Raw genomic sequence first — 13,663 nt, forward strand, 5'->3', positions numbered from 1 at the left:
CATTCCAGATTTTTCATGGCCGTGCCTTTGGCTGGATGGTCTGGCGCGGCTGATCCAATAGTCGCTTGGAATATTACTGTGGTGAGGGGATTCATCCCCGCTGGGTTGCGAAGCAGCCCCGAAACCATTCGACGCGGTGATTCAGTCAGATCTGGCAAGCCGGATTCACGACTGCTGCGCAGCCGGACGGGGATAAATCCCCTCACCACAGTGGATTCATTCCAGATTTTTCATGGCCGTGCCTTTGGCTGGATGGTCTGGCGCGGCTGATCCAATAGTCGCCTGGAATATTACTGTGGTGAGGGGATTTATCCCCGCTGGGTTGCGAAGCAGCCCCAAAACCATTCAACACGGTGATTCAGTTAGATCTGGCAAGTCGGATTTACGACTGCTGCGCAGCCGGACGGGGATAAATCCCCTCGCCACAGGGGATTCATTCCAGATTTTTCATGGCCGTGCCTTTGGCTGGATGGTCTGGCGCGGCTGATCCAATAGTCGCTTGGAATATTACTGTGGTGAGGGGATTCATCCCCGCTGGGTTGCGAAGCAGCCCCGAAACCATTCAGCGCGGTGATTCAGTCAGATCTGGCAAGCAGGATCTACGACTGCTGCGCAGCCGGACGGGGATAAATCCCCTCGCCACAGGGGATTCATTCCAGATTTTTCATGGCCGCGCCTTTGGCTGGATGGTCTGGCGCGGCTGATCCAATAGTCGCCTGGAATATTACTGTGGTGAGGGGATTCATCCCCGCTGGGTTGCGAAGCAGCCCCGAAACCACTCAGCGCGGTGATTCAGTCAGATCTGGCAAGCAGGATCTACGACTGCTGCGCAGCCGGACGGGGATAAATCCCCTCGCCACAGGGATTCATCCCCGCTGGGTTGCGAAGCAGCCCCAAAACCATTCAGCGCGGTGATTCAGTCAGATCTGGCAAGCAGGATTTACGACTGCTGCGCAGCCGGACGGGGATAAATCCCCTCACCACAGAGGTTCATTCAGATTGTTTATGGCCGGGCCTTACTGTGGCGAGCGGATTTATCCCCGCTGGGTTGCGAAGCAGCCCCAAAACCATTCAGCGCGGCGATTCAGTCAGATCTGACAAGCAGGATTTACGACTGCTGCGCAGCCGAACGGGGATAAATCCCCTCACCACAGGGGATTCATCCAGATTGTTTATGGCCGGGCCTTGAGCTGCGCTTCAGCCGCCGACGCCAGATCCGGTGGCAGGAAATCCTTGTCCGGGTTGTAGTCGGCTTTCAGATAACGCCGCAGGTCTTCCAGGTCACCCGGGTTCAGCGTCCCCGCCGCCTGCTTCAGGCGCAGGTTGTCGAGGATGTAGTCGTAGCGGGTGTTGTTGTAGTTGCGCACCGAGGTGTACAGCTGGCGCTGCGCGTCGAGCACGTCGACGATGTTGCGTGTGCCGACCTGATAACCGATTTCCGTGGCTTCCACCGCGCTCTGGTTGGAGATGATCGACTGGCGGCGCGCCTGCACCTGCTCGACGTCGGTGTTCACCGCGCGGTGCAGATTACGGGTGTTTTCCACCACTTGCCGGCGCAGCGATTCGCGCTGCTGTTCGCTCTGATCCAGTTGCGCATAGGACTGGCGCACTTGCGAACTGGTCAGCCCGCCGCTGTAGATCGGGATGTTCAGTTGCAGGCCCAGGGTGCTCTGCTCGACGTTGCCGCCATAAGGCGCGCCGAACGAGTTGGGGTTGGCGAAGCCGAGGGCGTCGTTGTCGCCTTTCTCGTATTTCGCCACGGCGTCGAGGGTCGGCAAGTGGCCGGCCTTGCGCTGCTTGAGCGTCTGCTCGGCGGAGCTGACCGCGTAGTTGCTGGCGAGCAGATTGAGGTTCTGCCGCGCCGCCGTGTCGACCCAGGATTTCGCATCGTTGGGCGCCGGCGGCAGGATCGGCAGCGTATGAACGATGCCCTGAATCGAGTTGTACTGGCGGTTGGTCAGGGTGATCAACGCCTGGAACGCATCATCGACCTGACGCTGGGCGACGATGCGGTTGGCTCGCGCGGTGTCGTAACTGGCTTGCGATTGCAGCACGTCGGTCTTGTCCGAAAGGCCGACATCGAAGCGCTCGTTGGACTGGTCGAGCTGACGTTTGAACGCCGCTTCTTCAGCTTTGGTCGAGGCCAGATTGTCCTGGCTGCGCAGCACGTTGAAGTAGCTTTCAGCGCTCTGCAGGATCAGGTTCTGCTCGGTGGCCGACAGCTGCAGAGCGGCCTGCTCGTTGACGTCCTTCGCCGCTTGATACTGGAACCAGCGATCGGCGCGGAACAGCGGCTGCGCCAGTGTCGCCTGATAGGAATGCGCGCTGCGGTTGGCGATGGCCGAAGGCTGGTCGATCGAGGTGCGCACGTCAGCAACTTCGGCGCCACCGGACAGGTTCGGCAGCAGACCGGCGCGGGCCTGGGGCACCACTTCTTTCTGCGCGCCATACTGGGCGCGGGCCGCCGCGAGGTCGGCGTTGTTGTCGACCGCTTCCTGATAGACGCTGACCAGATCGGTTTTGGTCGACAAGGGTGCTTCCGCTGCCCAGGCCATTGTGTTGGACGCACAGGACACGGCAACAGCCAATGAAAGTTTGCGCAGCATGAGGCGATCCCTAGCATGAATATTATGGAAGTAATCCGGGCGCCAAAGGTAAGGCGCAGCCCGCACAGCGTCAAGGCTGAGCAGGCCCAGCGAGTGTAGTTGCGCATTGCTCCGGCAACAATCGGCCAGCCTGGGTATTTACGCCATTCATCATGGCGTTCGCTGCGGTGTTGGCGTTCCTTGATGGTTGTGTCTAGACTGGCCGGGTTCTTGTCGGGGTGCCTTGCTATGAGGCTGAGATCGAATAATTTCGGATCCCGTTGAACCTGATCAGGTTAGCGCCTGCGTAGGGAACAAGATTTCTCGTCACCCGGCGAGTCCTCTTGTGCTTCGTCCGGGATATTGTTCGACAATCGAACGCCATGGCGAATGCACAGCACCGGTCCTGGTGCGTCCGTGCCTTTCAGGTTCTGCTCCGACAATCCACTGCTGGATGCCGTCTGGAGAGCCTGTGATGACAACAAAAGAAAAAAACGCGATCAACCTGAGTGACTCGGCCAAGGTCGACGAGCAGTCGGTCAAGCCGTTCACCCGTTCGCAAAAAGTCTACGTTCAGGGCTCGCGCCCGGACATTCGCGTACCGATGCGCGAAATCAGCCTCGATGTAACCCCGACCGATTTCGGTGGCGAGATCAATCCGCCGGTCACTGTCTACGACACTTCCGGCCCGTACACCGATCCGAACGTGGTCATCGATGTGCGCAAAGGTCTGGCCGATGTGCGTTCAGCGTGGATCGATGACCGTGGCGATACCGAGCGCCTGCCGGGCCTGAGTTCGAACTTCGGCCAGCAGCGTCTGGCCGATGCCGAACTGACCAAACTGCGCTTCGCCCACGTCAACAACCCGCGCCGCGCCAAGGCCGGGGCCAACGTCAGCCAGATGCACTACGCGCGCAAAGGCATCATCACTGCCGAGATGGAATACGTCGCCATCCGCGAAAACATGAAGCTGCAAGAAGCGCGCGCGGCCGGCCTGCTCAAGCAGCAACATGCCGGCCACAGCTTCGGCGCAAGCATTCCGCAAGAAATCACCGCGGAATTCGTCCGCGAAGAAATCGCTCGCGGCCGCGCGATCATTCCCGCCAACATCAACCACGTCGAACTGGAACCGATGATCATCGGCCGTAACTTCCTGGTGAAGATCAACGGCAATATCGGCAACAGCGCCCTGGGTTCTTCGATCGAAGAAGAAGTGGCGAAGCTGACCTGGGGCATTCGCTGGGGCTCGGACACGGTGATGGACCTGTCCACCGGTAAACACATTCACGAAACCCGCGAGTGGATCATCCGCAACTCGCCAGTGCCGATCGGTACCGTGCCGATCTACCAGGCGCTGGAGAAGGTCAATGGCGTTGCTGAAGACCTGACCTGGGAGCTGTTCCGCGACACCCTGATCGAACAGGCCGAGCAGGGCGTCGACTATTTCACCATCCACGCCGGCGTGTTGCTGCGCTACGTGCCGCTGACCGCCAAACGCGTGACCGGCATCGTTTCCCGTGGCGGTTCGATCATGGCCAAGTGGTGCCTGGCGCACCACAAAGAGAACTTCCTCTACACCCACTTCGACGAAATCTGCGAAATCATGAAGGCCTACGACGTCAGCTTCTCGCTGGGTGATGGCCTGCGTCCGGGCTCGATTGCCGACGCCAACGACGAAGCGCAATTCGGCGAACTGGAAACCCTCGGCGAGCTGACCAAGATTGCCTGGAAGCACGACGTGCAATGCATGATCGAAGGCCCGGGCCACGTGCCGATGCAGTTGATCAAAGAGAACATGGACAAGCAGCTCGAATGCTGCGACGAGGCGCCGTTCTACACCCTCGGTCCGCTGACTACCGACATTGCGCCGGGCTATGACCACATCACTTCCGGTATCGGCGCGGCGATGATCGGCTGGTTCGGTTGCGCGATGCTCTGCTACGTGACGCCGAAGGAGCACTTGGGCCTGCCGAACAAGGATGACGTGAAGACCGGGATCATCACTTACAAGATCGCCGCACATGCGGCGGACCTGGCCAAGGGACACCCGGGCGCGCAGATCCGTGATAACGCACTGAGCAAGGCGCGTTTCGAATTCCGCTGGGAAGACCAGTTCAACCTCGGCCTGGACCCGGACACCGCGCGCTCCTATCACGATGAGACCCTGCCGAAGGACTCGGCCAAGGTCGCGCATTTCTGCTCGATGTGCGGGCCGAAATTCTGCTCGATGAAGATCACCCAGGAAGTCCGTGAATACGCGGCCAACCAGCGCATCGACGCGGTCGATGTGGACGTCGCCAAGGGGCTAGCTGAGCAGGCCGAGCGGTTCAAACAGGAAGGCAGTCAGCTGTACAAGAAAGTCTGACCCCGTACTGATCGTTCCCACGCTCCGCGTGGGAATGCAGCCCGTGACGCTCCGCGTCACTGGACGCGGAGCGTCCCGAGAGGCATTCCCACGCAGAGCGTGGGAACGATCACAACAAATGTCCCTTTGAGATAACACCCTTGAGCATTCAACCCGGCACTTATTCTCCCGACCTCGCCGTGCCCGCTGACAAGCGTGTCTTCGGCGGTCGCGATCTGTTTTCCCTGTGGTTCTCCCTCGGCATCGGCCTGATGGTTTTGCAGACCGGTGCATTGCTCGCGCCGGGTCTGGGTCTGTCCGGTTCTTTGCTGGCGATCTTTCTCGGCACGCTGGTGGGCGTGCTGCTGCTCGCCGCCGTCGGCGTGATCGGCAGCGACACCGGTCTGTCATCGATGGCGGCGCTGAAACTCAGTCTCGGCAGCAAAGGCGCGAGCCTGCCGGCGCTGCTCAATCTGCTGCAACTGATCGGCTGGGGCTCGTTCGAAATCATCGTCATGCGCGACGCCGCCAGCCTGCTCGGCACCCGCGCCTTCAGCGAAGGTTCGCCGTGGGCCAATCCGATGCTGTGGACGCTGTTTTTCGGCACGCTGGCGACCTTGCTCGCGGTGAGCGGGCCGTTGACGTTCGTGCGGCAGATTCTGCGCAAGTGGGGCATCTGGCTGTTGCTCGCCGCGTGCCTGTGGCTGACCTGGAACCTGTTCGCCAAAGCCGACCTCGCGGCACTGTGGGCGCGTGCCGGTGACGGTTCGATGCCATTCGCGGTGGGCTTCGACATTGCCATCGCCATGCCGCTGTCGTGGCTGCCGCTGATTGCCGATTACTCGCGTTTCGGCAAACGCGCGAAGAATGTTTTCGGTGGCACGGCTGTGGGTTTTTTCATCGGTAATTTCTGGCTGATGAGCCTTGGTGTGGCCTACACCCTGGCGTTTGCGCCGAGCGGTGAAGTCAATGCGCTGCTGCTGGCTCTGGCCGGTGCCGGTCTGGGCATTCCGCTGTTGCTGATTCTGCTCGACGAGTCGGAAAACGCTTTTGCCGATATACATTCGGCAGCGGTCTCGAGCGGGATTCTGTTGCGTCTGAAAGTCGAGCACCTGGCCTTGGCCATCGGCGTGATCTGCACGCTGATCGCACTGCTGGCGCCGTTGGCGCAGTACCAGAATTTCCTGCTGTTGATCGGCTCGGTGTTTGCGCCGCTGTTCGGCGTGGTGCTGGTGGATCACTTCATCCTGCGCAAGCGCAGTGCTCAGGTCGCCTCAGCCGCATTGCGTTGGCCGGCGTTGCTGGCGTGGCTGGGTGGTGTGAGCACCTACCACTTGCTGGCGAATCTGTATCCGGATGTCGGCGCAACCCTGCCGGCGCTGGTGCTGGCAGGGCTGTTGCAGTTAGTGCTGGGCCGGGCCTTCAGTTACGGCCGGGAAACAGCTCAGGCTTGAGAATGCCGTTCAGGCGCGGATAAGGGATCTTCAGTTCGACGTGGCCCAGCGCATAGGGCGCGATGGTGGTCACGTCGTACTTGAGGATCACGCCACCGTAGGTCAGCGCCACGTGCGGGGTTTTCACGAACGGCCAGTTCGCGACGAATTCCGCCTCCTGATCGAGCTTGGTGCTGATCAGCCAACTGTTGTGCGCCACTTGCGCGGCTTTCCAGAATGCCTCTTCCTGACCCGGCAGCAACATGTCGGACAGGTTCAGCACCTTGTGCTGCTGGCGCGAATAGTTGATGAAACCGCGACCCGGCGTGCCGTGGGCGCCGCCGGTGTCGAGGTAGCTCGACAGCTCGATGATCACCAGTCCGTCATGCTGCTCGCGTACTTTCGCTTGCAGATAGCTGCTGTTGCGCGGGCCGGCGCTGGCGAGGAACTGCTCGCGGTAGGCGGCCAGGGTTGGCGCGACCGGCGCGTTCTTCTCGGTGCGGGTCATTTGCAGCAGACGTTTTTCGATGATGCCGTCCAGTGCCGGCTCATCCGGGAAGCGCAGGGTGTCGATGTTCACCAGCGGGCAATCGGGATTGGAACAGCCGGGTTTGAGTTGTTCCGAGGCGTCGCGGGTGGTTTCCAGCGGCGTGCGATAGTTAGGCTGGAACAGGCTGGCACAGGCGCCCAGAGTCAGGGCAATAGCGGCCACAGAGGCAATTTTGAAAAGCGACATGGGCGTCCTTTCGAAAGCAGGGGAAGGCAAAAAGATACCGCTTCGACTCTCAACGGAGCAGTCAGTTCGCCACTAAGCTGATTAGAGTGTGTTTCAGCTTCACCGTCCATCCCGCTGACGGTAAAGGGGCTGCATCAAACGGTGCGGGCGCGTTAGGATGGCGCGAAGTCGAGGTTGCCGGTTGTACATGGAAACCTCGTAAAGGATATGCAGTAAAGAGGATGAACATGACTGATTTTGCCAACGCCATTCCGACCGCCGTCGATATCGTGCGGCGCGAAAAATGCTACGAGGGCTTTTACAAGCTCGATCGTGTGCACCTGCGCCATGAATTGTTCGCCGGTGGCATGAGCCGCGAGATCAACCGGGAAATCTTCGTGCGCCACGATGCCGTGTGCGTCCTGCCTTACGATCCGCAGCGCGATGAAGTGGTGCTGATCGAGCAGTTTCGCGTCGGCGCCATGGGCAAGGCCGACAACCCGTGGCTGGTCGAGCTGGTCGCTGGTCTGATCGACAAGGATGAGCAGCCGGAAGAAGTTGCTCACCGCGAGGCGCAGGAGGAAGCTGGGCTGGACATCAAGGCGTTGTGGCCGATGACCAAGTACTTCCCATCGCCGGGTGGCAGCAACGAATTCGTGCATTTGTATCTGGGGCGTTGCAGCACCGACGGTGTCGGCGGTCTGCACGGGCTGGAAGAAGAGGCCGAAGACATTCGCGTAACGGTCTGGGCCTTTGAAGATGCCTTGCAGGCCGTGCGTGACGGACGTATTGCCAACGCGGCGAGCATCATCGCCTTGCAGTGGCTGGCGCTGAACCGCGCCGAAGTGAGGGGGCTATGGTCGTAAACAAGCTGCGCGATCGTTATCGGGTTGACCTCGTGGGGCTGCAAGCCGCCTGCGAGGCCAACTACGCGCGCCTGATGCGACTGCTGCCGGACATGCGCAACGAACCCGAAGCGCGGCGTATCGCTGTGACCCAGGGCGAGCAGATGCTCGGCGTGCTCGCCCTCGAAGTGCTGCAGACCTGCCCGTACACCACGACCTTGCAGGTACGCCAGGAGCACAGCCTGCCGTGGCTGCCGGTGCCGCAACTGGAAGTGCAGGTCTATCACGATGCGCGCATGGCCGAAGTGGTCAGCGCCGAGCATGCACGACGCTTTCGCGGCATCTATCCTTACCCGAACGCCGCCATGCACCAGCCCGATGAAAAGGCCCAGCTCAATGTGTTTCTGGGCGAATGGCTGAGTCATTGCCTGGCGTTGGGGCACGAGTACGAAGTCGTTCGCTAGTTGTGAACTGCGTCCGCTTCGGCGGTTTCCCCTTTGTGTCATCCCCCAGCATAATTGCCGCACCCATCCATTGCGTGCCTAGCCCCGGGAGAGCGCCTTGCCCAGCGTATCGACAATTACCAGCGCCGACCCGGCGCTGCTGGTGCAGTTGTCCGACAGCCACCTGTTCGCTGAAGCGCACAGCAAGCTGCTGGGCATGAAGACCCGCGAGAGCCTGCAACAGGTCATCGACCTGGTTTTGGCGCAACAGGCGCAGATCGATCTGCTGCTGGCGACCGGAGATATTTCCCAGGACGGCACGCTGGAGTCGTATCAGGCCTTCCGCCAGATGAGCGCGCAGATCAATGCCCCGGCGCGCTGGATTCCCGGCAATCACGACGAGCCGATGGTCATGGCCGAGGCGGCGGTGCAAAGCACGCTGCTGGAAGCAGTGGTCGATATCGGCAATTGGCGGGTTACCATGCTGGATTCGGCGGTGCCGGGTTCGGTGCCGGGCTATTTGCAGGATGATCAATTGCAGCTGCTGGCCCGCGCGCTGAGCGAGGCGCCGGAGCGTCATCATCTGGTGTGCCTGCATCATCATCCGGTGTCGATCGGCTGCGCGTGGATGGAGCCGATCGGCCTGCGCAACCCGGAAGCGTTCTTTGAAGTGCTGGATCGTTTCCCACAGGTTCGCGCGGTGTTATGGGGGCATGTGCATCAGCAAATCGATCGCGAACGCAATGGCGTGCGCTTGATGGCTTCGCCTTCGACGTGCATCCAGTTCGAGCCGGGCAGTGCGGATTTCAAAGTGGGCGAGCAGGCGCCGGGGTATCGCTGGCTGCGGTTGTTCCCGGACGGGAAATTGGAAACGGGCGTCGAAAGAGTCACCGACTTCGAGTTCACAGTCGATTACGGCTCCAACGGTTACTGAACTGACAATCAAAGACCCTCACCCCAGCCCTCTCCCAGAGGGAGAGGGGGCCGACCTCGGTGTCTTTGGCTGTGCATCGGCCTGAAACAGCGATATCGATTATGGATTCGCAGCATAACGTTCAGGTCGGTGTAGCTCTCGAATATCCCCCAGTCGGTTCCCTCTCCCTCCGGGAGAGGGTTAGGGTGAGGGCAGCTTGTGCTGTCACACCAATTTATTGAACCCACCCCCAATCCCGGTCCTTCTCCCTGTAAACTCCGCTATCTTTCGCCGACAGCCAGGGAGCTCAAATGTCCGGTTCGATCCTCTATATCCACGGTTTCAACAGCGCGCCGGCCTCAAAGAAGGCTTGTCAGCTGGTCGCGGTCATGGAGCGGCTGGGTTTGAGCGGGCAATTGCGCGTGCCGGCGCTGCATCACCATCCGCGCGAAGCCATCGGTCAGCTCGAGCAGGCAATCGCCGAGCTGGGCCGGCCGTTGCTGGTGGGAAGTTCGCTCGGCGGCTACTATGCGACTCACCTGGCCGAGCGCCATGGCCTGAAAGCCCTGCTGGTCAACCCGGCGGTCAGCCCGCACCGGATGTTCGATGGTTATCTGGGCACGCAGAAGAACCTCTACACCGATGAAACCTGGGAACTGACCCACGACCACGTCACGGCGCTGGCCGAACTGGAAGTGCCGCCACCGCAGGATCCGCAGCGTTATCAGGTCTGGTTGCAAACCGGCGACGAAACGCTGGATTATCGCCTCGCCCAACAGTATTACCGCGCCTGTGCCCTACGCATTCAGGCGGGTGGCGACCACAGTTTCCAGGGCTTTGCCGGGCAATTGCCGGCGTTGCTGAGTTTTGCCGGCATGGCTGCCGATATGTATCAGGCAATCGATTTCACCACGCTGTGAAGTCTTGCCCCTCTTTCATGAATGACTGACGACGAGACCTTATGGCCACTCCCAGCGCTAGTTCTTATAACGCCGACGCCATCGAAGTCCTCTCGGGCCTCGACCCGGTGCGCAAACGCCCCGGCATGTACACCGACACCAGTCGGCCGAACCACCTCGCCCAGGAAGTCATCGACAACAGCGTCGACGAAGCCCTGGCCGGCCACGCCAAATCGGTGCAGGTCATCCTGCACGCCGACCATTCGCTGGAAGTCAGCGACGACGGCCGTGGCATGCCGGTCGACATCCACCCGGAAGAGGGTGTATCCGGCGTCGAGCTGATCCTCACCAAGCTGCACGCGGGCGGCAAGTTCTCCAACAAGAACTACCAGTTCTCCGGCGGTCTGCACGGGGTGGGTATTTCCGTGGTCAACGCGCTGTCGACCGAAGTGCGCGTACGGGTCAAACGTGACGGCAACGAATACCAGATGACCTTCAAGGACGGCTTCAAGGCCTCCGAGCTGGAAATCGTCGGCACCGTCGGCAAGCGCAACACCGGCACCAGCGTGTACTTCGCGCCGGACCCGAAATACTTCGACTCACCGAAATTCTCCATCAGCCGCCTCAAGCACGTGCTCAAGGCCAAGGCTGTGTTGTGCCCGGGGCTGCTGGTCAGCTTCGAAGACAAAGGCACCGGCGAGAAAGTCGAGTGGCATTACGAAGACGGCCTGCGCTCTTATCTGGTCGATGCGGTCAGTGAGTTCGAACGTCTGCCGAACGAGCCGTTCTGCGGCGCTTTCGCCGGAAATAAGGAAGCGGTCGACTGGGCACTGTTGTGGCTGCCGGAAGGTGGCGACGCGGTGCAGGAAAGCTACGTCAACCTGATCCCGACCGCGCAGGGCGGCACGCACGTCAACGGTCTGCGTCAGGGCCTGCTCGATGCGATGCGCGAGTTCTGCGAATTCCGCAGCCTGCTGCCGCGCGGCGTGAAGCTGGCGCCGGAAGACGTCTGGGAGCGCATCGCTTTCGTCCTGTCGATGAAAATGCAGGAACCACAATTCTCCGGCCAGACCAAAGAGCGTCTGTCATCCCGTGAAGCGGCGGCGTTCGTCTCCGGAGTGGTGAAAGACGCTTTCAGCCTGTGGCTCAACGCCAACCCGGAAACCGGTCTGGCCCTGGCCGAACTGGCGATCAATAACGCCGGTCGTCGCCTCAAGGCGAGCAAGAAAGTCGAGCGCAAACGCGTCACCCAAGGCCCGGCATTGCCGGGCAAACTGGCTGACTGCGCCGGGCAGGACCCGATGCGTTCCGAGCTGTTCCTGGTCGAGGGTGACTCCGCCGGCGGTTCGGCCAAACAGGCGCGGGACAAGGAATTCCAGGCGATCCTGCCGTTGCGCGGCAAGATCCTCAACACTTGGGAAGTCGACGGCAGCGAAGTGCTCGCCAGCCAGGAAGTGCACAACATCGCCGTGGCCATCGGCGTCGATCCGGGCGCGGCGGACATGAGCCAGCTGCGCTACGGCAAGATCTGCATCCTCGCCGACGCCGACTCCGACGGTCTGCACATCGCCACTTTGTTGTGTGCGCTGTTCGTCCAGCACTTCCGCCCGCTGGTGGATGCCGGTCACGTCTATGTGGCGATGCCGCCGCTGTACCGCATCGACCTCGGCAAAGAGATTTACTACGCCCTCGACGAAGCCGAGCGCGACGGTATTCTCGATCGCCTGGTCGCCGAGAAGAAACGCGGCAAGCCGCAGGTCACCCGATTCAAGGGTCTGGGCGAAATGAATCCGCCGCAACTGCGTGAAACCACCATGGACCCGAACACTCGGCGTCTGGTGCAGTTGACGCTGGGCGAAGACTTCGCCGAAACCTCGGAAATGATGGACATGCTGCTGGCGAAGAAACGCGCCGGCGACCGCAAATCCTGGCTGGAATCCAAAGGCAACCTCGCCGAGGTGCTGGCCTGATGCAGTTTGGCTGGGCCTTGGCGGGTGCGTTGCTGCTGAGTGCGCTGAGCGTGTCGGCCGAGCCGCTGCAACAATTGCGGCTGCTTTCCGAACACCCGGTCGAAGGCATGCGCGGCGGTAACCTGTCGGGGCTGGCCATGTGCGGCAATGAGCTGTGGACGGTTTCCGATCGCGATGACGAGCAGATCTATCGGCTCGATACCCGCGATCCGGTCTGGCAGGCGCAAACCGTGCACATCGACGTGCCGCCCGTGCCGGAGAGCGGCTTGCCGTGGGGCTTGAGTTCGCGCACCTGGGCGGCGTCGTTCATTCGCGGTGGCGATCTGGATTTCGAGGGCATCAGTTGCGACAGCGTCGGCAATCGCTACATCGTCAGTGAGGCCCATGCGGCGGTGTTGCAGGTGCCGGTCAGTGGCCCGGCGAACTGGCTGAAAATCTCGCCGCTGCTGGTTCGCGAAGCGCGGGCGAGCGGCCTGCTGCTCAAGTTCAATTCGATCTTCGAGGGCCTGGCGATCAACCCGGCCGGTGATCAGATATGGCTGGCCGCCGAACGGCAAAAACGTGGTTTGCTGCTGATCAAACGCCAGCAGACGGTGTGGGATTGTGACGGTCGCTGCGTGCTGCTCAGTGAGGGCGGCAAGGAGATGCAGCCGCCACAGTTTCCGAAGGCGAAAGCGGTTCATCGCGACTTTTCCGACATTTCGTTGTTCAACGGCAAGCTGTTTACCCTTGAGCGCAACGCTTTCGAGATCTGCCGTCGCGATGCGCAGACGGCCAAGGTCGAGCAGTGCTGGTCGTATGCCGGCGAACTGTTGCAGGAAAATCGCCGCTACTCGCAGAACTACGGACTGGAGGAAGCGCTGATCATTGATGCCGAAGGTGCGTGGATCGGCGTCGACAACAATTTTGGCCCGCGTGCTGATGGCGAAGTCCGCCCGGTGGTCTGGCGCTTCGCCGCGCCGGACGGTGGCTGGAGCGCCAGGCCATGAGCCAGCAGCCACCGGGCAAGCGTGCCGGTCGGGTGTTGATGATCCTCGCCTGGTGCGCGGCGCTGTTTCTCGCGACGCGGTTTTTCGGTCAGTGGGAGCAGCGCCAGCAGAATCCGAACATCGTGGTTACGTCGGAGCAGGGCGAAGGATTTGTCGAAGTGAAACTGGCGAGCAATGCCCAAGGGCATTTTGTCGCCAGCGGCCAGATCAACGGCGAGCCGGTCGAGTTCATGCTCGACACCGGCGCCACCGATGTGGCAATCCCGGCGGATCTGGCCAAGCGTTTGAAGCTGCAGGAAGGTTTCGGCGTGACCCTGAGCACGGCCAACGGCCTGAGCCAGGGCTATCGAACGAAGATTGCCCGCCTGCAATTGGGCGACATCGTCCTGCGGGATGTCCGCGCACTGGTGGCGCCGGGACTGCATGGCGATCAGGTGCTGCTCGGCATGAGCGCCCTGAACAGACTTGAATTTACCCAGCGCGGTGGCACCATGCTGCTGCGCCAGACAACGAACCGATGAGGCCCG

At 61.2% G+C, this 13,663-nt stretch carries 12 protein-coding genes and 1 riboswitch; of the genes, 10 read left to right on the forward strand and 2 right to left on the reverse strand.

Annotation, left to right across the window (positions count from 1 at the left end):
* A partial coding sequence (locus OC605_RS18510) for a hypothetical protein (protein ID WP_262138708.1) occupies nt 1–270 on the forward strand: 270 nt, incomplete at its 5' end.
* A gap of 902 nt (nt 271–1,172) precedes the next feature.
* Here the strand turns inward: OC605_RS18510 and OC605_RS18515 are convergent.
* Entirely contained in the window at nt 1,173–2,606 is a 1,434-nt protein-coding gene (locus tag OC605_RS18515) for a TolC family outer membrane protein (protein ID WP_016771977.1), read from the reverse strand.
* A gap of 204 nt (nt 2,607–2,810) precedes the next feature.
* A riboswitch (TPP riboswitch) is annotated at nt 2,811–2,916 on the forward strand.
* A gap of 144 nt (nt 2,917–3,060) precedes the next feature.
* Here OC605_RS18515 and thiC point away from each other — a divergent pair.
* Complete coding sequence (gene thiC, locus OC605_RS18520; RefSeq protein ID WP_262138710.1) at nt 3,061–4,950, forward strand: phosphomethylpyrimidine synthase ThiC; 1,890 nt, start codon at nt 3,061–3,063, stop codon at nt 4,948–4,950.
* A 140-nt stretch (nt 4,951–5,090) separates the two neighbouring features.
* On the forward strand, nt 5,091–6,383 hold the full coding sequence (gene cytX / locus OC605_RS18525) for a putative hydroxymethylpyrimidine transporter CytX (protein ID WP_262138711.1): 1,293 nt from the start codon (nt 5,091–5,093) through the stop codon (nt 6,381–6,383).
* On the opposite strand, the gene OC605_RS18530 is transcribed toward cytX, so the two are convergent.
* Complete coding sequence (locus tag OC605_RS18530; RefSeq protein WP_016771974.1) at nt 6,352–7,098, reverse strand: RsiV family protein; 747 nt, start codon at nt 7,096–7,098, stop codon at nt 6,352–6,354. The genes cytX and OC605_RS18530 overlap by 32 nt on opposite strands.
* Nucleotides 7,099–7,325: 227 nt before the next feature.
* Here OC605_RS18530 and OC605_RS18535 point away from each other — a divergent pair, with 227 nt between their 5' ends.
* The 7 genes from OC605_RS18535 (at nt 7,326) to OC605_RS18565 (ending at nt 13,657) form a co-directional block, all read left to right on the forward strand.
* Complete coding sequence (locus tag OC605_RS18535) at nt 7,326–7,943, forward strand: NUDIX domain-containing protein (protein WP_024011344.1); 618 nt, start codon at nt 7,326–7,328, stop codon at nt 7,941–7,943.
* Complete coding sequence (locus tag OC605_RS18540) at nt 7,934–8,386, forward strand: DUF1249 domain-containing protein (RefSeq protein WP_016771972.1); 453 nt, start codon at nt 7,934–7,936, stop codon at nt 8,384–8,386. Before OC605_RS18535 ends, OC605_RS18540 begins: the two co-directional genes overlap by 10 nt.
* A 97-nt stretch (nt 8,387–8,483) precedes the next feature.
* Complete coding sequence (cpdA, locus tag OC605_RS18545) at nt 8,484–9,299, forward strand: 3',5'-cyclic-AMP phosphodiesterase (protein WP_262138713.1); 816 nt, start codon at nt 8,484–8,486, stop codon at nt 9,297–9,299.
* Between the two features lie 290 nt (nt 9,300–9,589).
* Nucleotides 9,590–10,198: a YqiA/YcfP family alpha/beta fold hydrolase gene (locus OC605_RS18550; RefSeq protein ID WP_071174223.1), complete on the forward strand. Its 609-nt coding sequence runs from the start codon at nt 9,590–9,592 to the stop codon at nt 10,196–10,198.
* 41 nt (nt 10,199–10,239) lie between these two features.
* Nucleotides 10,240–12,147, forward strand: a complete 1,908-nt coding sequence (gene parE, locus OC605_RS18555) for a DNA topoisomerase IV subunit B (protein ID WP_024011346.1) — start codon at nt 10,240–10,242, stop codon at nt 12,145–12,147.
* Entirely contained in the window at nt 12,147–13,136 is a 990-nt protein-coding gene (locus OC605_RS18560) for an esterase-like activity of phytase family protein (protein ID WP_122508568.1), read from the forward strand. Before parE ends, OC605_RS18560 begins: the two co-directional genes overlap by 1 nt.
* The gene (locus tag OC605_RS18565) at nt 13,133–13,657 is read left to right on the forward strand and encodes a TIGR02281 family clan AA aspartic protease (protein WP_262138716.1); all 525 of its coding nucleotides are present in this window, start codon (nt 13,133–13,135) and stop codon (nt 13,655–13,657) included. The genes OC605_RS18560 and OC605_RS18565 overlap by 4 nt, the downstream gene beginning before the upstream one ends.
* The last annotated feature ends 6 nt before the right edge of the window (nt 13,658–13,663 follow it).

Source organism: Pseudomonas sp. Marseille-Q5117 (assembly GCF_946901175.1).
In the GTDB taxonomy this organism is placed as follows: Bacteria; Pseudomonadota; Gammaproteobacteria; order Pseudomonadales; family Pseudomonadaceae; genus Aquipseudomonas; species Aquipseudomonas iranensis.